The organism is Halomonas sp. AOP13-D3-9 (assembly GCF_052379125.1).
Classification (GTDB): domain Bacteria; phylum Pseudomonadota; class Gammaproteobacteria; order Pseudomonadales; family Halomonadaceae; genus Vreelandella.
Window position 1 is genome coordinate 1 of sequence record NZ_JBQSYH010000008.1, and the last position, 18,601, is coordinate 18,601.

Consider the following 18,601-nt stretch of genomic DNA (forward strand, 5'->3'; position numbering starts at 1 on the left):
AAAAGCCTGCATCCTAAGATGCAGGCTTACTTACACAAGAACTAAAGTGCCCAGTACTTAGTGTGAGCGCTTAAGCGACGTCAAAGCGATCTGCGTTCATCACTTTCGTCCAGGCGGCGACGAAGTCTTTAACGAACTTCTCGTCGTTATCGTCCTGAGCGTAGACTTCTGCGTAAGAGCGCAGCAACGAGTTAGAACCGAACACCAGGTCAACACGGGTAGCCGTCCACTTCACGGCATCTGTTTGACGGTCGCGGATCTCATAGGCATTTTTGCCCACTGGCTTCCAGCTGTTGCCCATATCGGTCAGGTTGACGAAGAAGTCATTGGTCAACTGGCCTTCACGGTCGGTGAATACACCGTGCTTGGTGCCGCCGTAGTTGGTGCCGAGCACACGCATACCGCCCAGTAGCACGACCGTTTCGGGCCCTGTCAGCCCCATCAGTTGAGCGCGATCCAGCAGCAGCTCTTCCGGCTTAACTACGTACTCTTTCTTCTGCCAGTTGCGGAAACCATCCGCCAGCGGCTCTAGCGGCTCGAACGACTCGCCGTCGGTCATCTCGGCAGAGGCATCGCCACGCCCTTTCACGAAAGGTACGCGAACGTCATAACCTGCCGCTTTGGCGGCTTTCTCAATGGCGAAACTACCGGCCAGAACGATCACGTCGGCAAGGCTGGCGCCGGTGTCGGCAGAGATCTTCTCATACACTGCTAATACACTGGAGAGACGCGCAGGCTCATTGCCTTCCCAATCCTTCTGGGGCGCCAAACGAATGCGGGCACCGTTGGCACCGCCGCGCATGTCGGAACCGCGGTAAGTGCGTGCGCTGTCCCAGGCAGTGCTGACCATGTCACTGATGCTCAGGCCTGCTTCGGCGATTTTCTGCTTAACGACTTCTTCGCTGTAGTCGGTGCTGCCAGCCGGGATGGGATCCTGCCAGATCAGGTCTTCAGCGGGCACTTCCGGGCCGATGTAGCGCGATTTCGGGCCCAGGTCACGGTGGGTCAGTTTGAACCATGCTTTAGCGAAGGTTTGCTTGAAGTACTCCGGATCCGCCATGAATTTTTCACAAATGGCGCGGTAGGTCGGATCCATTTTCATGGCCATATCCGCATCGGTCATGATCGGATTGTGACGGATAGAGGGGTCGCTAGCGTCAACCGGCTTGTCCTCTTCCTTAATGTTCACCGGCTCCCACTGGTGAGCGCCTGCGGGGCTCTTGCGCAGTTCCCACTCGTGTCCAAACAGCAGGTCGAAATAGCCCATGTCGAACTGAGTCGGATTGGTGGTCCAGGCGCCTTCAATGCCGGATGTCACCGCATTGCTCGCTTTGCCACCCATGGTGGGGTTGCCCCAACCGAAGCCCTGATTTTCAACGTCAGAGGCTTCTGGTTCAGCAGCCAGCGCAGCCGCGTCGCCGTTACCGTGACACTTACCCACGGTGTGTCCACCGGCGGTTAGCGCAGCCGTTTCTTCGTCGTTCATAGCCATGCGTGCGAAGGTTTCGCGTACATGCTGAGCCGTCAGCAGCGGGTCAGGGACACCGTTAACGCCTTCGGGGTTAACGTAGATAAGCCCCATCTGTACGGCGGCTAACGGGTTTTCCATGGTTTCGGCATTTTTAACGTCACCGTAGCGCTCGTCAGAAGGCGCCAACCACTCTTTCTCATCGCCCCAGTAGATGTCTTTTTCTGGGTGCCAAATATCTTCGCGACCAAAGGAGAAGCCATAAGCGGGTAGCCCCATGGATTCATAGGCAACGGTACCTGCCAGGATCATCAGGTCGGCCCAGCTGATCTTGTTGCCATACTTTTTCTTGATAGGCCACAGCAGGCGACGCGCTTTATCCAGGCTGACGTTATCGGGCCAGGAGTTGAGCGGTGCAAAACGCTGGCTACCGGTACCACCGCCACCACGGCCGTCAGCAAGACGATAAGTACCCGCGGAGTGCCACGCCATACGGATCATCAAACCACCGTAGTGACCCCAATCGGCAGGCCACCAGGCTTGGCTGTCGGTCATCAGCGCATGGACGTCTTGCTTGAGCGCGTCAAAATCAAGCTTTCTGACCTCTTCCCGATAGTCGAAATCAGTATCCATCGGGTTTGTTTTGTGGTCATGCTGGTGCAAGATATCCAGGTTGATCCCTTCCGGCCACCAGTCTTTGTTCGACGTGCCCGTGGAGGTATTACCACCATGCATTACAGGACATTTACCACTCATAGCTCTCTCCCTTTTTTGCTTTTGTCTTGGTTGCACTCATCTTAAGCTACCAAGTCAACTGACGGTGAGCGCCCTTACGATAGTGCTATCGCTCTGCCTGCTGTGCAGGGAAAGGGCGTTTCACTCACTTGGTACTGTTTTAAAGCAGATCCTTCATAGGCACAATTTGCTTTTAGTGACCGATCTAATAGCTTTTATACATCGGCAGTCTGCTAGCGCTACAGTGGTTAAAATTCTTCGGTGTCGATATCTGCCTGCTGGGCCTCGCTGTAGCGGGCGCCTGCTACTTGGTCTGGCGTCATCATGGCATTCAACTGAGACAAGCTGGTGACATCAAGGTGCAGCGTTTCCGCTGCTAAGTTCTCGCGCATATGTTCAGGCGAGCGGGTACCTGGAATAGGGATAATATCCTCCCCTTGAGCCTTCAACCACGCCAGTGCCAGTTGCCCTGGCGTGACGCTTAAGGCCTGCGCCAGCGCCACCAGGCGGGCAAATAGCGTTAGGTTGTGTGGGTAGTTCTCGGCACTAAAGCGCGGCATATGTCGGCGCATATCGCCCTCTTCTAGGCGCGCCGGGTCTTTGATAGCGCCAGTTAAGAAACCTCGCCCCAGCGGGCTAAACGCTACCAGAGCAACATCCAATTCTCGACACGCATGAATCAACGCAATTTCAGGATTGCGCGTCCACAGCGAGTATTCCGACTGCACCGCGGCAATGGGATATTCGGTGACCGCGCGGCGCAGCGTTAGCGCAGAAATTTCAGATAACCCCACGCCACCAATTTTGCCTTCTTCCACCAGGCGCCCCAGCGCACCCACGCTCTCTTCAATGGGGACTTGGCGATCCATGCGGTGCAGGTAGTAGAGATCTAAATGGTCGGTACGCAGGCGCGCAAGGCTTGCTTCGCACTGCTTGCGCAGGGTTTCCGGGCGGCCATCAATGACCCGCTTGCCTGACTCAGGGTCCATCGCCATGCCGCATTTACTGGCCAGAAAGAGTTGGTGCCGCTTTCCCTCCAGGGCGCGCCCGACCACTTTCTCATTGGCCGTGGCGCCATACAGCGTGGCGGTATCGAAGTGGCGATAGCCCATATCAAAGGCCTCATCCAACGCCCGTAGGGCTGCGCTTTCCGGCACAATGCTGCCGTAACCGTGGGAGAGGTTCATACAGCCCAGACCAATCGAAGGGGCATTTACGGCATTAAGGCGCTGAAAGAAGCTCGACATCGATATTCCCATCATTAAAAGAACCGTTTTATAACGTTTCACCGCCAAACTGCAGCGCGGCTAAATGACGATAGAGCGCGCTGGTGGTGAGCAATTCCGCGTGAGTGCCCGCCGCTACCAGTTTCCCACCCTCAAGCACCAGCAGGCGATCAGCGGCGATGACAGTCGCCAGCCGATGGGCGATCACGATGCTGGTGCGCCCGACCATCAGCCGATCCAGCGCGTGCTGCACCAGCCGCTCACTCTCCGCATCCAAGGCGCTGGTGGCTTCATCCAACAGCAGTACCGCAGGATTTTTGAGCAGCGCCCGAGCGATAGCGAGCCGCTGACGCTGGCCACCAGAGAGCTGCACGCCACCGGGGCCTAGGGGTGTATCAAAACCTTGGGGTAGCGCATCGATAAAGTCCAGGGCGCTGGCATCCTGGGCGGCAATGCGTAATCTATCGATATCAGCCTCGGGGTCTCCGTAGCGTAGATTCTCGGCCACCGAGCCGCTAAACAGCACCGGCTCTTGTGACACCAACCCCATGGCCCTGCGTAAGGCGGCAAGATCTAGCGCACGGACATCCTTATCATCCAAGGTAATGCGTCCCTGGCTGGGGTCATAAAAGCGTAGCAGCAGCGCCAACAAAGTGCTTTTACCTGCCCCGGAAGGCCCCACCACAGCCACTCGTTCTCCCGGCTTAATATGCAGATCAAACCCTTCAAGCGCTGGGGTTTCCCGGCCGGGGTAGGTAAAGGTGACGTTCTCCAGGGTAATCTCACCACGCGAAGGGCTTAGCAAGCTCTGCGGATTTACCGGCGACTGGATAGCGGGCTGCGTATCGAGCAGCTCCAATAAGCGCTCGGCAGCGCCTGCCGCGCGCTGCACATCCCCGGCCACCTCGGCCAGGGTGGCAATTGCCCCTGCTGCCAGCACGGCGTAAAAGATAAACGCCGATAGCTCACCCGCGCTCATGGTGCCGTCTAGCACCGCCTGACCGCCCTGCCAGAGCATTAAGCCAACCGCGGCAAACACCACTAGCATAGCGACGCCGGTTAACCAGGCGCGCTGCTGGGTGCGCTCTACGGCGCTGCCAAAGGCTTGCTCCACGCGCTGGCCATAGTGGGTTTTATCCACCGCCTCATGGGTAAACGCTTGAATCGTTTTAATACCGCTTAGCGCCTCTTCGGCATAGCGGCCAAGCTCCGCTACGCGATCCTGGCTGGTGCGCGAAAGCCGCCGCACCCGTCGGCCGTACCACACGATGGGCAGCAGAGTGGCGGGGATGCCAATCAGCACCATTGCCGAGAGCCACGGTTGAGTGACCAGCATTAGCACCACGGCGCCCACCAGCATGACCAGATTTCGCAGCGCCAGCGAGACTGAAGAGCCAAATAGGCTCTGTAGCACACTGGTATCGGCGGTTAATCGTGAGGCAATTTCCCCCGCGGCGCGGCCGTCGCTTGCGCTCTCGAAAAAGCTTGGCTCCAAGGTGAGTAAATGATCAAACACCCGCTGGCGCAGGTCGGCGGCCAAGCGCTCGCCAATCCAGGTAACTTGGTAGTAGCGCAGTGCGGAGGCAAACGCCAGCACCGTGACGACGGCTAGCATTAAACCCAGTGTTTGGGCCAACGTTTGCTCATCCGCCGCCAAAAATCCGCGGTCGATGACTAAGCGCAGCCCGTTACCCAGCAGCAGCACGCTTCCAGAGGCCAATAACAGTGCCAGGCCTGCTAGGCCTAGACGTATGCGGTAGGGACGCAGTAGACCCAACAGGCGCAGCAGCACCCGGGGATTGGGGCGTTGACTCATAGTAGAAGGTGCTCAACAAAAGAGGCGGTAGCCGACCATAGCAGGAGTAGTGAAAGCATGCAGCCAAGGATGTATATGCCTCGACAAAAAAGCCCGCGAAATAATCGCGGGCTTAGTGTTAAGGCTAGCTATATCGCATTAACCTAGTCAATCAACGGCAGCAGCGTATTTAAGCTATCCCGGGCATCGCCGTAGAACATGCGCGTGTTGTCTTTGAAGAACAGTGGGTTTTCGATACCGGAGTAGCCGGTACCCTGACCGCGCTTGCTGACAAACACCTGCTTGGCTTCCCATACCTTCAATACCGGCATGCCAGCGATAGGACTATTGGGGTCTTCCTCGGCCGCAGGGTTCACGATGTCGTTGGAGCCAATCACGATCACCACGTCGGTGGTGGCGAAATCGTCGTTGATCTCGTCCATTTCCAGCACGATATCGTAAGGCACCTTGGCTTCTGCCAGCAGCACGTTCATATGCCCTGGCAAGCGGCCCGCGACCGGGTGGATACCGAAACGCACGGTCTTGCCCGCTGCACGCAGTTTACGTACCAAATCGCTCACTGCGGTTTGCGCCTGGGCCACCGCCATGCCGTAGCCCGGCACAATGATCACGCTATCAGCATCGTTTAGGGCACTCGCTACACCGCCAGCGTCGATGGCCACCTGCTCACCTTCAATCTCCGCCGCAGGCCCTTGGCTGCCGCCAAAGCCGCCTAGAATCACATTGACGAAGTTGCGATTCATCGCCTTACACATGATGTAAGAAAGAATCGCACCCGATGACCCAACCAGCGCGCCGGTGACAATCAGCAGATCGTTAGAAAGCGTGAAGCCGATAGCAGCCGCTGCCCAGCCGGAGTAGCTGTTAAGCATGGAGACCACCACGGGCATATCGGCACCGCCAATCCCCATGATCAGGTGATAGCCGATAAAGAATGCCAGCGCTGCCAGCACAATCAGCGTCCAGAAGCCAGCACCGTTCAGGTAGAGAATCGCCAGCAGCAGCGAGAGTACCGCCGCTCCGGCGTTAAGCATATGCCCACCGGGCAACTGACGAGGCTTACCATCCACTTTACCCGCCAGCTTGCCAAAGGCGACCACCGAACCGGTGAAGGTGACGGCGCCAATAAAGATGCCTAGCACCACCTCCACCTGCAGGAACATCAGCTCGTCGGGGGCTTTAGTGGCGACCAGAGCGGCAAAGGCGGAGAACTGGTCCAACGACGCCTCGGCGGCACGCGCAGCCATTACCCTGCGGCGCTCTAGGTCTGCGCTCCAAGCCACAAACACTGCCGCCAAACCCACAAAGCTATGCAGCGCTGCGACCAGCTGGGGCATTTCGGTCATTTCGACCTTGCCCGCCACATAGGCGCCAATTCCAGCGCCAATCAGCATCATCGGGATTAGCCACCAGTAGCCGCCAATACCAGGGCCGAGGGCAGTAAAGAATACCGCCACCGCCATGCCCACGATGCCGTACCATACGGCCCGCTTGGCTTTTTCCTGGTTACTTAAGCCGCCTAGCGACAGAATAAACAGTACGCTCGCCGCGATTGCCGCGGCAGATACGAATCCTTGACCTAACATATCGTCTCTCCGCCGCTTAGGATTTTTGGAACATGGCCAGCATCCGGCGTGTCACCAGGAAGCCACCCACGATATTGATTGACGCAATCAGCACCGAGATCGCCGCCAGCACACCCACCACCACGCTGCCGGAGCCAATCTGCAAAACCGCCCCTAGAATAATGATGCCAGAGATCGCATTGGTCACCGCCATCAGCGGCGTATGCAGCGAGTGGCTCACTTTCCAAATCACTTGGAAGCCGATAAAGCAGGCCAGTACAAAGACAATAAAGTGCTGCATAAAGGACGCCGGCGCCACTTGGCCCAGCAGCAGCATCAGTACGCCGCCAACCGCCAGTAGACTCACCTGCCGCTTGGTTTGCGCTTTGAAGGCGGCCAGCTCAGTGGCCTTTTTCTCTTCTGGAGTGGGCTCTTTCTCTTTCTTCTTCGGCTTAGCAGCAGCAATCGCTTTTACTTTGGGCGGCGGTGGCGGGAAGGTTATTTCGCCCTGGTGAGTCACCGTCGCGCCACGAATCACATCGTCTTCCATATTGTGATTGATAACGCCCTCTTTCTCGGGGGTGAGATCGGTCAGCATATGGCGGATATTGGTGGCGTAAAGCAGCGATGACTGGGTGGCCATGCGCGAAGGGAAGTCAGTGTAGCCAACCACCACAACGCCGTTATCCGATACTACCCGCTCGTCAGGCTTGGTCAGGTCGCAGTTGCCGCCCTTCTCGGCGGCTAAGTCGATCACCACCGAACCCGGCTTCATCGCTGCAACCATATCTTCCAGCCACAGCTTGGGCGCGGGACGGCCAGGAATCAGCGCCGTAGTAATGACGATATCCACATCGGCTGCCTGCTCACGGAAGCACTCAAGCTGTTTCTCGCGAAACTCCGGGCTTGAGGGCGAGGCATAGCCACCGCTTTCGGAACCGTCCTGGCTATCTTCAAAATCGAGGAACAGAAACTCTGCGCCCATGGACTCGATCTGTTCAGAGACCTCGGGCCGTACGTCAAAAGCGCGTACCACGGCGCCCAGGCTGGTGGCGGTACCGATCGCCGCCAACCCCGCCACGCCAGCGCCAATCACCAGCACCTTGGCAGGGGGCACTTTACCTGCTGCCGTTACCTGGCCGGTAAAGAAGCGGCCAAAGTTGTTGCCCGCCTCAATCACGGCGCGGTAGCCCGCGATATTGGCCATGGAGGAGAGCGCATCCATCTTCTGGGCGCGCGAGATCCGCGGCACCATATCCATGGCAATAACGGTGGCGCCCTGCGCCTTACACTTTTCCAGCATCGCTTCGTTTTGCGCCGGCCAGAAGAAAGCGATCAAGGTTTGCCCTTCCCGCAGCCGCTCGGCCTCTTCATCAGAGGGCTCGCGGACTTTAATGACCACCTCAGCGTCGTTCCAGAGCGTATCAGCCCCGTCCACGACGGTAACGCCTGCATCACGATAAGTGTCGTCATTAAAGCCCGCTGCCAAGCCAGCGCCGGTTTCTACCAAGCACTCGTGGCCCAGTTTTTGGATCTGCTTAGCGCTCTCAGGGGTCAGCGCGACACGCGCTTCCCCCCGGGCACTCTCTTTCGGTGCGCCTATTTTCACTCTTGTTCTCCCTTGCTTAACCTTATTGCAGTGCCGCAGTTGCTCAATGGGCCCTGCACCTTTAACGGCGTCCGTGATAACGCCTTAATAGCAGTCTAGGATCTAACGGGGTGGCTGCCAGATACTATTCAACCTTTGATACAACAGCGTTGTTTAATTACAACATCCATTAGTGTGCATGATGGTTCCCTTAACGTCTAAAGTCGTTAGCAAACTCAGTAAGCACCTGGTAGAGCCACCTGTTAGCAGGATCATTGGCATAGAGCCCATGCTGAATCAACGTCATTTTTAGTGCGGGGAGCTCTTTAGGCGGCTCCACCAAACGCACCGGCAGCATAGCAACGAACCGTTCAGCCATTTGACGTGGGAGCGTCATGATCGCTTCCGTCAGCGCCACCACCCGCGCCGCGGCGATATAGTTGAGGTTTTTAGAGATTACCCGGCGGGTTAAGCCGTGTTGAACAAGACAGCTATCGATATTGCTGGGGCGCAGGCCGCTAATATCCGCCAGCTCCACATGGAGCGCACCCGCAAACTGACCAATATTTAGCACATCGCCCACGCGATCATTGTGGGTAGCAGCCAGGCAGACCAGTTCCTCATCCATCCAGGGAGTCTGAATCACGCCACTGGGCAGCGCGCTTTGGCTATCCAACCCTACCACCATATCAATTTGGCGCTGCTCCAGACCCTCATTCAGTACGTCCGGGGTTATAAGTTCAATGGAAAAACTAATGCCCGGCGCATAAGCCAACAGCTGACTTAAAAAGAGCGGGTACATGACCTCTTCAAAGTAATCCGTGGTGGCGAGTGTAAAGCGGCGCGTGCTGTTGGCAGGGGTAAACATTGCGGGGGGCGCAAGACCTTGTCGCAGCATCGCTAGCGCCTGTTGCACCACGGGCAGCAGCGCGAGTGCCCGGGGTGTCGGCTGCATACCGTTTTCGGTACGCACTAGTAGCGGATCATCCAGCGATTCCCGTAGCCGTTTTAAGGCATGGCTCAAGGCGGGTTGGCTTAAATGCAGCGTTTCTGCCGCGCGAGTGACATGGCGCTCGCGCATCAGCGCTTCAAATACCAGCAGAAGATTTAGGTCGAAATGGCGTAGCGAGCGCATAGATCCTCATCATTCATGTAACGAATGATTAAATTCTAAACATTCATTTAATTTATCACCAGGAATTGCTTATTGTCTGCCGCTCATTCGCCCACCAGCGACTATCAGCGATAATCCAGTACGCAAGGAGAAGCACACCGGTGACCCACCCACTAACTCAGACCATGCCCAGCCTTTATGGCGATGTGATTTCTACCTTTATGGGCGTAGCAAAAGCAACGGATCCCAAGGCGACCGACGCTGACGTTGTGGTGAGTGGCGTTCCTTTTGATTTGGCCTGCTCAGGCCGTTCAGGCACCCGTATGGGGCCGAATGCTATTCGTCAAAGTACCGCTAACCTGATCTGGGAAGGCAAACGCTGGCCATGGGACTTCGCCTTGGAAGACCGTCTCAAGGTTTGCGATGCGGGCAACGTTGATTACGCCTATGGCGAGCCCGAAAGCCTGGTCGATAACCTGGAAACCCACGCCAACCGCTGGTTAAAAGCGGGTAAAAAAATGCTTACCCTGGGCGGCGACCACTATATTAGCCTGCCGCTGCTGCGCGCCCACGCCCGAGAGCACGGCCCGCTGGCGCTGATCCATTTTGATGCCCACACCGACACTTACGAGCAAGGCACCCGCTTTGACCATGGCACCATTTTTCACCACGCCCTCAAAGAAGGCCTAGTAGTACCCGAGCACTCGCTGCAAATCGGTATTCGCACCAGCTATGACCGCCACAACCACCCTTACGAGGTGCTGGATGCAGACTGGGTCAATGACCACGGTGCCGCAGCTGTGCTTGAGCGCATTCGTGCCCGCGTGGGTTATCACACGGCCTACGTTACCTTGGATATTGACGGCCTCGACCCCGCCTACGCCCCAGGCACCGGCACACCGGTGTGCGGCGGTATGTCTACTGACCTGATGCTAAAAGTCATTCGCGGCATGGTGGGCATGGAGTTAGTTGGCATGGACGTGGTGGAAGTGAACCCCGCCTATGACCACGGAGACATTACTTCACTTGCCGCCGCAACGCTGGGTTTAGAGTTTTTGTATACCCTGGCAGCGTCCAAAGGCGTTTGATAGTTAGCCCCCGCCGTCTCTTGGCTCTTACGGCATTGAGATGGCGGGGGCGAAACAGACTACCCTTGAGAGGCCGACAGCGCTTGATCAATATCCGCCAGCAGATCGTCGATATGCTCGATGCCGATTGATAGGCGCACCATATCCGGCGTGACACCAGCGGCTTTTAGTTCCTGCTCGTTGAGTTGGCGGTGCGTGGTAGAGGCGGGAATGGAAGAGCAGCTTTTGGCATCGCCGATATTGACCAGCCGCAGAATCAGCGCCAGCGCATCGTAGAAGCGCTCACCAGCGGCCTGCCCACCTTCAATGCCAAAACTAAGAATCCCCGAGGCATGGCCGTTCATATAACGCTGGGCCAGCGCATGATCGGAATGGTTTTCCAAGCCAGCATAATGCACCCAGGTGACCAATGGATGGCTTTCCAGATGCTTGGCAACCGCTAAGGCATTGGCACAGATACGCTCAATCCGTAGTGACAGCGTTTCCAATCCCTGGAGCAGGTTCCAGGCCGCTTGAGCAGAAAGCGCCGCGCCCATATTACGTAGCGGCACCACCCGGGCGCGGGCAATAAAGGCCGCATCGCCCACATCACGGGTATAGCTCACACCGTGATAGGAGACATCAGGCTCGTTGAGTAGCGGAAAGCGGCTGGCATTCTCGGCCCAGGGAAAGGTGCCTGAATCAACAATCACACCGCCCACCGTGGTGCCGTGGCCGCCGATATATTTGGTCGCCGAGTGGACAACGATGTCCGCTCCGTGCTCAATCGGCCGACATAAGAACGGCGTCGCCGTAGTGTTATCGACAATCACCGGCACTCCATGACGATGCGCCGCCTCAGCAAGCTTTGTTAGGTCGACCACGCCACCCGAGGGGTTACCAATGCTTTCACAGAAAACCGCTTTGGTTCGTTCGTCGATCAGCGCTTCGATGCCGTCGATATCGTCTTTATCGGCAAACCGCACCTGAATGCCTTGGCGCGGCAAGGTGTGGGCAAACAGATTGTAGGTACCGCCATACAGCTCGCTGATCGAGACAATGTTATCGCCCGCTTCGGCAATGGTCTGGATCGCATAGGTGATCGCTGCCATTCCCGATGCCACCGCTAGCCCAGCGATACCGCCTTCCAACGCGGCTACCCGCTGCTCCAACACGGCGCAGGTCGGGTTCATAATGCGCGAGTAAATGTTTCCTTCGACTTTCAGATCAAAGAGATCCGCCGCGTGCTGCGCGTTATCGAATGAAAACGACGTGGTTTGATGAATCGGCACCGCCACGGCGTTTTGTGAATCAGGCGAATAGCCATGGTGAAGAGCAATGGTTTCTGGCTTCATGAGGACGGCTCGCTATATTTTTATTGAGATCAGCTATTGATCCTAAACAAGCGCTGCACGGAAGGCCAATAATCGTTCGTCCTCTCCTACGCCAAGCAAGCCCATGCACGTTCACCAATTCCACTCACTGCACGCCACTGCGTTGTGGGCATCCGCCCTCGACATACACGACTTTAACTATGCATTGATGCCATGCCGCGTCTGAGGGTATTTCATAGCTGTACGTTATGTGTTGAGTTAAGGTTAAAAGTATCGTGGCTCTGACCATTTGATCTGCAATCCGGAAAGCTCAGGAGGGCTTTTGAATATTTAAGTAGGTAGAAATCACCATGATTAACCGTAAAAGCACTCATCAGCGATCAGACCAAGTGATAGACATCACTGGTTGGGATGTTCATGAAGATTACGACGTTTTCCCAGTAGGCGCTCGTGACAAATCACTTCGCGTTTGTCCCAACCCAACCCCCTATGATTTCTGTGTGCCTGGGCATCGCTATTTATTCAAGGAAGCTATTAAGAGCGCAAAGAGCTCTGAACCACGATATCCCGATCAATACTGGGCAGAAGTGATCGCATTTCAGATCGGTAGATTAATGGGGCTTACGCTACCACCGGTTTTTGTTGCCATTGACTCTGCTCGAAACGAGCCAGGTACCGTCAATGAGTGGTTCATTGGCTATGCCGATAGTAAGGAAGATCGCTATGTTGCTGGCGGGGATTACTTACAGAGGCTCATACCAGCGTTCGATATAGATAAAGGTAGGCAGCACAACTTAACAACCATTATCGAGCTCAGCCGTGTATTAGAAAGAGGCGGTTGGCTTGCTCATGACTGGAGGCAATACTGGGGGCTATGCCTGTGTTTTGATGCACTAATCGGCAATACTGACCGCCATCAGGAGAACTGGGGAGTGATTTGGGCAGAAAATGGCCCAAAGGCCCGTTACACGCCCTACTTTGATAATGGCACCAGCCTCGGACATGAGTTGCAGCCCCAGAAAATGCAGCGCATGATGCGCGACCATAACGAATTCAACGCCTACCTTAAAAGGGGACGGCACCACATGCGCATGACCAAAGACGACCAAAAGCGCCTGCCGCTTATTCAGGGCGTTACTCAGTATTGCCAGCAATTCCCTGCTATTCGACCAATACTGATAGAACGCTTACAACGTTGGTGCGATGATGATCTTAGAGAGCTACTTAGCCATTTGACCTTTTTTGATATCCCACACCCCTTTACCCAGCAACGTGCTGAGTTCGTTGCGTTTTTGACTCTGACAAGGAGAGAGCGCCTGTTACAGGCTCTGGAGAATTGATATGACCCGCTTAATCGAACACTTGGTGGAACCAGACCGGCTACTGCTTTATTGGCAGGCGCGCGAGAGCAAATTGCGCTCCCGCTACCTAGTGGCTGAGCTGGTCAAGCGGGACGATAAAGTGGTTCTGGTGTATGACCTAGACAGCCTGGAACTAGCAGAAGCAAAGCGCTTGGGCTTTCGAGGCTACCCGGCGTTTCCTATGAGGCAAGCTGAGCACAGCCACCAGGTACTAGAGGCATTTACTCGCCGCTTGCCACCACGTAGCCGTCGTGATTTTGGGCGCTACCTGGCGCTTCGAGCGCTTCCGGATAAAACTAAGATCAGTGATTTCGCCTTGCTGGGCTATAGCGGTGCCAAGCTGCCTAACGACGGTTTTGAACTTGTTCATCCTTTCGACAACCCACCTGAGGTCTTCGAAGTATTGATTGAGATAGCAGGCTTCCGTCATGAGTCACAGCTTGAAGTAACCGATTTACAGGCAGGCAGCAATGTGCAATTTGTACCTGAACCTGAAAACCCTGTCGATGCCAGTGCCATCCGATTAGAAAGCGGCGGGCGTAAATTAGGCTATGTACCTAGAGGACACCTAGACATGCTGCATCGCATGTTGGATGAAGGCGCCACTCTCGAAGGCGAAGTGTTCCGCATAAACGGAACAACAGAACGCCCGCTTGTTTATGTTTTGACGCGTATCTTAAAGGGCGACCTTCCCGTTCGCGCGCTGAAAATCCAGGCTTAGTTTTGGTCATGCCTTAAACCTACTCCCCCTTACCAACGTTTTGCATTGGCAAGGGGGCTCAACGTATTCTGCCTACCTATGCCACTCACTGCGCGCCACTGCGTCATGGGCATGCAGGCTCTCGGCATGCACGACCTTGAGCTGAAAACCGGCGACCCCCGGCGCTTGCCGCAAGGCTTTGTCTACCCGTCTTGCCGCATCTTCACAGAACATCAAATTCTGGCCGTTGGCGAGGGCAAAGGCCTGCTCATCAATGCGCTTCACGGCGGTTTGCAGTGCGGTGCCTAGCGCCTTTTCGATACGATCAATCGAACTCTCCAACCAAGCTGCAATGGGCAGTTCATCGTTTTCACCCTCGGCTAAACGCAGCGAGCACTCGACACTGCTGCGCTGGCTGTGGGGCGTGGCCAATATACCCTCTTCGCTGCCCAGCCATGCCGATACCGCCGATTGGGTTAGCGGGATTTCTGCAAAATCCTCTTCAAAGGCTTGCTGGATAGACTGCCGCGCTAGCGCCGCCGAGCAGGGGCAGGTGGACGAGTACCCTACCGTCAGCCCTAGTTCCGCCTGAAAACCCTCAGGGGTTAACTGGCAGCGCAGTGTAAAGGGGTAGCTTTTCCACCCAGCCAGTGGGCTGATCAGCGCTTCCCGCTTGAGTGGGAGCTCACCTTCCACATTAAGGTACGCATGCTGGGATAACCCTTCCTGGCTGGTTAAAAACGCATCCAATATTTCTTTAACCTTCGGTAAGGTGAGCGATGCGTCCTCAAGCGGTGCCAGTGCCAGGTAAAGCCGGGACATATGAATGCCGCGTGCCTCGGCGTCATCGAGGCTAACGCCCGCGTCCAGTTTGGCTGTCACGCTGCGAGTGCCCAGCTGGACAGGTAGCGCGATGCCCTCCATCCCCACCCAGGTCAACGTACTCGTTAAGCGAGTGGTTTGGCTGGCGACATCGGGTAAGGTTAAAACGGTCATTGGGCTACCTCTTGAGAGGAGTGGAAGAAGTTGTAGAGCTCGGCCACGGTTTCAGGCGCCACGTTTTGAGTAATAAACACAAAGCGTGATACCCGGTCGCTCACACTGTTGGCTGGCAGTGGCGCTGGGGGATGAAAAATATGCTGTACGCCATGTAGCGCGAGTGGCGTATCCCGATCAGTGAGATGCACAATAGCTTTAATGCGCAGCATTTTGTCGCCCATTAACGACATCAAAATGTCCAGCCACCCCTCCAGGGCATCAGGCTCAATAAGCTCGCTCACACTAAAACAGAAGGCATTAATGTTAGCGCCGTGATGAGAAAGCGCATCGGGCTGATGTGGGCTCAATGGCGAATTTTTCAGCGGAGCGGCAAAAGCAGACGGCTGACTATCGGCCTTGTGCAAGGCGTAGCTATCGGCTTTGAGCCACCGCTCCACCTGGAAACCCTTGGTATCGCCAACATGCAACCCCGCTCCCACCAGCAGATCCGCCGAGAGTTCGCCGTTAAGCACCTGCCACTGCTCCGCCGCCGGATTCAGCTTGGCCAGTTGATTGGCTAGTCGGGAAACGCCCTCTTCGCTCGCCAGGTCGGTTTTGGTGATTAATAGCTTGTCGGCAACCGCGACCTGCTGTTGCGACTCCTGGTGGGCATCCAGAGTCGCCAAGCCATTCGCCGCATCGACACAGCACACCACGCTGTCCAGCTTAAAGCGATGCGCAAGCCAGTGATCGGTCATCAGTAGGTGCAGCAGCGAGGTGGGTGCCGCCAGTCCCGTGGTCTCAATCACCACCCGGGAGGGCAACGCTTTCCCTTGTGCTTCCAAGTCTTCCATGGCTTGTTGCAGCGTACGGCTAAGATCGCCACGCAGTGTGCAACATAAACAGCCGCTACTCATTTCGATCACTGCTTGCTCATCGCTGTGGGTAATCAACTGGTGATCCAACCCAATGGCACCAAACTCATTGATTACCACCAGAGTGTTGTGCATGGAAGTTTGGTGAACCCAGCGGTTGAGTAGCGTGGTTTTGCCGCTGCCTAAGAAGCCGGTCAGTAGATTGACCGGTATTAATGACGGTTCCTGCATAACGCCTTACTCCCACCTCGCTTTGCGATAGTGATGCTCTTGTTGCTCCTGACGCTCTTTTGCCTCAATGCAGAGCTTCGCGGTGGGCCTAAACATCAGCCGGGCTAGGCCAATAGGCTCGCCGGTCTCTTCGCAGTAGCCATAGTCGCCTTTCTCAATGCGTTTTAAGGCTGACGCTATGTTGTTAAGCAGGCGGCTCTCGCGATCCGCTTGCCGCAATGCCAGGCGCAACTCCTCCTCAAAAGAGGCTTGATCCGATTCGTCGCTATCGCGCTCATGAGAAGCGATGACGTCCTTCATCTCTTTTAAGTGCGTTTCAATCTCGTCACGTTCGGCCAACAGGCGCTGCTGGAAAAACCTCAGTTGCTCGTCATTCATATAGTCGCTGGCGGGCATGCCCAGTAGCTTCTCTGCCCACGCTTTATCAGCAGCAACACGCTGTTCTTTGGCTTTTATGCCTAGGTCTTGCATAGATTGATCTCGCCCTAAATTTCACGTTATAACGTAACATAAAAGTCAGCAATGTCGCCCGTTATGCTCAACAGTTGTCAGCCGTTCAAGCAGACGCTGTTGAGCAGCACGGCACTCAAAGGCGTCCGGCGTTTGAACATGCTCTAACAGTAGCGCTACGGCTTGCTTAATAGGCAGTACGCCCAGGTCTTCGCCTTCTCGAGTGCGCAGGGCAATACTGCCTGCCTCACGCTCTTTGGCACCCGCTACCAGCAAAAAGGGAATACGCTGGAGGGTCTGTTCGCGAATTTTGTAACCTATCTTCTCGTTGCGTACATCCACCTCGGTGCGCACGCCTGCCCCGTTGAGTAGCTGCGCCACATCCTGGGCATAGGCAGCATGCTCGTCGGTGATCGACAGCACCACCGCCTGAACCGGCGACAACCAGACCGGTAGCTTGCCCGCGTAGTGTTCAATCAGAATGCCGATAAAGCGCTCCAGCGAGCCAAACAGCGCGCGGTGCAGCATTACGGGGCGCTTGCGCTGGCCGTCTTCAGCCACATACTCAATGCCGAAGCGCTCGGGCAGGTTCATATCCACCTGAAGCGTGCCGCACTGCCAGTCGCGGCCAATGGCGTCGCATAGCACAAACTCCAGTTTAGGGCCGTAGAAGGCCCCTTCTCCTGGGTTGAGCTGATAGGCTAGGCCCATACCCGTCAACGACTGCTCCAGCGCGCCTTCCAGCAGATCCCAGCTGGCATCATCGCCCATGCGGTTTTCCGGCCGGGTAGAGAGCTTGATGCGCACGTCCTCAAAGCCGAACTGGCGGTAGATATCCAGCACCAGGGCCACTACGTCCCGGCACTCGGCATCCATCTGGCCGGGGGTGCAGTAGATATGGGCGTCGTCCTGGGTAAATTGGCGCACCCGGAGCAACCCGTGGAGCGCACCGGAGGGTTCGTAGCGGTGCACCTTGCCAAACTCGCCCATGCGAATGGGCAGGTCGCGGTAGCTCTTTAAACCGTGGCGGTAGAGCAGCACGCTGCCGGGGCAGTTCATCGGTTTGAGCGCCAGGGAGCGGCCATCCTCGGTCTCGGTGGTGAACATATGCTCGCGATAATTGTGCCAGTGGCCGGAGATTTCCCACAGGCTTCGGTCCATCACATCGGGGGAGTTAACCTCCACGTAGCCCGCCGCCTGCTGGCGACGGCGCATATAGGCAATCAGCTCCTGGAAAACAGCCCAGCCACGGGGGTGCCAGAACACCGCGCCGGGGGCATCCTCCTGAAAGTGGAACAGGTCTAGGCCACGGCCTAAACGCCGGTGGTCGCGTTTTTCTGCCTCTTCAAGGCGCTGCAAGTACACCTTTAGCTGCTTTTTATCCGCCCAGGCGGTGCCGTAAATACGCTGCAACTGCTCGTTGTTGGCATCGCCCCGCCAGTAGGCACCGGCCAGCTTGGTCAGTTTGAACGCTTTCAGAAAACGCGTGTTGGGCACATGGGGGCCACGGCACATATCCACATACTCTTGGTGGATATACAGCCCCACACTGGTGACCTCCGCAGGCATCTCTTCGATAAGACGCTGCTTGTAGGTCTCACCGCGCGCCTTAAACAGCTCGGCCGCCTCATCCCGAGGTGTCATGCGCTTGACAACGTCATACTGCTGATCGATCAACTCGCTCATGCGCGCTTCAATGGCGGCGAGATCGCTGGGGGTAAAAGGCCGCTCATAGGCGATATCGTAGTAAAAACCATCGTCGATAACCGGGCCAATCACCATCATGGCGCTGGGGTAAAGCTGCTTAACCGCATGACCCACCAGGTGAGCGCAGGAGTGGCGGATGATCGCCAGCCCTTCATCATCCTTAGGGGTAATGATCTGCAGTTGGGCATCGTGATCAATCACTTCACAGGCATCGACCAGGCGACCATCGAGCCTACCGGCCAGGGTCTGTTTGGCAAGACCAGGGCCAATGGCGAGCGCCACTTCGGCGACACTAACCGGGTGGTTAAAGTCGCGCTTGGCGCCATCCGGCAGGGTGATAGTCACTGCCTGTTCTAAGGCGGCGGTAGTCATATCGTCTCCAGGGT

14 protein-coding genes are annotated in these 18,601 nt (G+C 56.4%); 3 read left to right on the top strand and 11 right to left on the bottom strand.

All coding sequences use genetic code 11. From position 1 onward, the window contains the following. Positions 1-70: 70 nt before the first annotated feature. From katG to ACT3UM_RS10175, 6 genes are all read right to left on the bottom strand, one after another. Positions 71-2,224 (bottom strand): catalase/peroxidase HPI, encoded by a 2,154-nt coding sequence (gene katG / locus ACT3UM_RS10150; RefSeq protein ID WP_498898414.1) that lies wholly within the window; start codon positions 2,222-2,224, stop codon positions 71-73. A 227-nt stretch (positions 2,225-2,451) separates the two neighbouring features. Further along, positions 2,452-3,450: an aldo/keto reductase gene (locus ACT3UM_RS10155; RefSeq protein ID WP_498898416.1), complete on the bottom strand. Its 999-nt coding sequence runs from the start codon at positions 3,448-3,450 to the stop codon at positions 2,452-2,454. 28 nt (positions 3,451-3,478) lie between these two features. Next, positions 3,479-5,245 carry an ABC transporter transmembrane domain-containing protein gene (locus ACT3UM_RS10160; protein WP_498898418.1) on the bottom strand — a complete coding sequence of 589 codons (1,767 nt, stop codon included), beginning with the start codon at positions 5,243-5,245 and terminating at the stop codon, positions 3,479-3,481. Positions 5,246-5,388: 143 nt separating this feature from the next. Beyond that, positions 5,389-6,831 (bottom strand): NAD(P)(+) transhydrogenase (Re/Si-specific) subunit beta, encoded by a 1,443-nt coding sequence (locus tag ACT3UM_RS10165; RefSeq protein WP_498898420.1) that lies wholly within the window; start codon positions 6,829-6,831, stop codon positions 5,389-5,391. A gap of 16 nt (positions 6,832-6,847) precedes the next feature. Continuing rightward, on the bottom strand, positions 6,848-8,419 hold the full coding sequence (locus ACT3UM_RS10170; RefSeq protein ID WP_498898421.1) for a Re/Si-specific NAD(P)(+) transhydrogenase subunit alpha: 1,572 nt from the start codon (positions 8,417-8,419) through the stop codon (positions 6,848-6,850). A gap of 190 nt (positions 8,420-8,609) precedes the next feature. Continuing rightward, on the bottom strand, positions 8,610-9,533 hold the full coding sequence (locus ACT3UM_RS10175; RefSeq protein WP_498898423.1) for a LysR family transcriptional regulator: 924 nt from the start codon (positions 9,531-9,533) through the stop codon (positions 8,610-8,612). Positions 9,534-9,697: 164 nt separating this feature from the next. On the opposite strand from ACT3UM_RS10175, the gene speB reads away from it, so the two are divergent. After that, positions 9,698-10,600: an agmatinase gene (gene speB / locus ACT3UM_RS10180; protein WP_498898766.1), complete on the top strand. Its 903-nt coding sequence runs from the start codon at positions 9,698-9,700 to the stop codon at positions 10,598-10,600. Positions 10,601-10,659: 59 nt separating this feature from the next. On the opposite strand, the gene ACT3UM_RS10185 is transcribed toward speB, so the two are convergent. Then, complete coding sequence (locus ACT3UM_RS10185) at positions 10,660-11,934, bottom strand: O-acetylhomoserine aminocarboxypropyltransferase/cysteine synthase family protein (RefSeq protein WP_498898425.1); 1,275 nt, start codon at positions 11,932-11,934, stop codon at positions 10,660-10,662. 329 nt (positions 11,935-12,263) lie between these two features. On the opposite strand from ACT3UM_RS10185, the gene ACT3UM_RS10190 reads away from it, so the two are divergent. Then, positions 12,264-13,253: a HipA domain-containing protein gene (locus ACT3UM_RS10190; protein ID WP_498898427.1), complete on the top strand. Its 990-nt coding sequence runs from the start codon at positions 12,264-12,266 to the stop codon at positions 13,251-13,253. A gap of 1 nt (position 13,254) precedes the next feature. After that, positions 13,255-13,995, top strand: a complete 741-nt coding sequence (locus ACT3UM_RS10195; protein WP_498898433.1) for an HIRAN domain-containing protein — start codon at positions 13,255-13,257, stop codon at positions 13,993-13,995. A gap of 72 nt (positions 13,996-14,067) precedes the next feature. Here the strand turns inward: ACT3UM_RS10195 and folE2 are convergent, their stop codons facing one another. The 4 genes from folE2 to thrS are packed head-to-tail and all read right to left on the bottom strand — an operon-like array spanning position 14,068 to position 18,587. Then, positions 14,068-14,970: a GTP cyclohydrolase FolE2 gene (gene folE2 / locus ACT3UM_RS10200; protein ID WP_498898435.1), complete on the bottom strand. Its 903-nt coding sequence runs from the start codon at positions 14,968-14,970 to the stop codon at positions 14,068-14,070. Beyond that, positions 14,967-16,058, bottom strand: a complete 1,092-nt coding sequence (locus ACT3UM_RS10205) for a CobW family GTP-binding protein (RefSeq protein WP_498898437.1) — start codon at positions 16,056-16,058, stop codon at positions 14,967-14,969. The genes folE2 and ACT3UM_RS10205 overlap by 4 nt, the downstream gene beginning before the upstream one ends. Before the next feature lie 6 nt (positions 16,059-16,064). Further along, positions 16,065-16,529 (bottom strand): RNA polymerase-binding protein DksA, encoded by a 465-nt coding sequence (dksA, locus tag ACT3UM_RS10210; protein ID WP_386080712.1) that lies wholly within the window; start codon positions 16,527-16,529, stop codon positions 16,065-16,067. Positions 16,530-16,574: 45 nt separating this feature from the next. Continuing rightward, positions 16,575-18,587 (bottom strand): threonine--tRNA ligase, encoded by a 2,013-nt coding sequence (gene thrS / locus ACT3UM_RS10215; RefSeq protein WP_498898439.1) that lies wholly within the window; start codon positions 18,585-18,587, stop codon positions 16,575-16,577. Positions 18,588-18,601 lie beyond the last annotated feature (14 nt).

What these genes read in the sequence shown, in the direction of transcription:
- dksA (WP_386080712.1), bottom strand. Translation starts at nt 16,529, where the DNA reads ATGCAAGACCTAGGCATAAAAGCCAAAGAACAGCGTGTTGCTGCTGAT.
- speB (WP_498898766.1), top strand. Translation starts at nt 9,698, where the DNA reads ATGCCCAGCCTTTATGGCGATGTGATTTCTACCTTTATGGGCGTAGCA.
- ACT3UM_RS10195 (WP_498898433.1), top strand. Translation starts at nt 13,255, where the DNA reads ATGACCCGCTTAATCGAACACTTGGTGGAACCAGACCGGCTACTGCTT.
- ACT3UM_RS10160 (WP_498898418.1), bottom strand. Translation starts at nt 5,245, where the DNA reads ATGAGTCAACGCCCCAATCCCCGGGTGCTGCTGCGCCTGTTGGGTCTA.
- ACT3UM_RS10165 (WP_498898420.1), bottom strand. Translation starts at nt 6,831, where the DNA reads ATGTTAGGTCAAGGATTCGTATCTGCCGCGGCAATCGCGGCGAGCGTA.
- ACT3UM_RS10185 (WP_498898425.1), bottom strand. Translation starts at nt 11,934, where the DNA reads ATGAAGCCAGAAACCATTGCTCTTCACCATGGCTATTCGCCTGATTCA.
- ACT3UM_RS10155 (WP_498898416.1), bottom strand. Translation starts at nt 3,450, where the DNA reads ATGTCGAGCTTCTTTCAGCGCCTTAATGCCGTAAATGCCCCTTCGATT.
- katG (WP_498898414.1), bottom strand. Translation starts at nt 2,224, where the DNA reads ATGAGTGGTAAATGTCCTGTAATGCATGGTGGTAATACCTCCACGGGC.
- folE2 (WP_498898435.1), bottom strand. Translation starts at nt 14,970, where the DNA reads ATGACCGTTTTAACCTTACCCGATGTCGCCAGCCAAACCACTCGCTTA.
- ACT3UM_RS10205 (WP_498898437.1), bottom strand. Translation starts at nt 16,058, where the DNA reads ATGCAGGAACCGTCATTAATACCGGTCAATCTACTGACCGGCTTCTTA.
- ACT3UM_RS10190 (WP_498898427.1), top strand. Translation starts at nt 12,264, where the DNA reads ATGATTAACCGTAAAAGCACTCATCAGCGATCAGACCAAGTGATAGAC.
- ACT3UM_RS10175 (WP_498898423.1), bottom strand. Translation starts at nt 9,533, where the DNA reads ATGCGCTCGCTACGCCATTTCGACCTAAATCTTCTGCTGGTATTTGAA.
- thrS (WP_498898439.1), bottom strand. Translation starts at nt 18,587, where the DNA reads ATGACTACCGCCGCCTTAGAACAGGCAGTGACTATCACCCTGCCGGAT.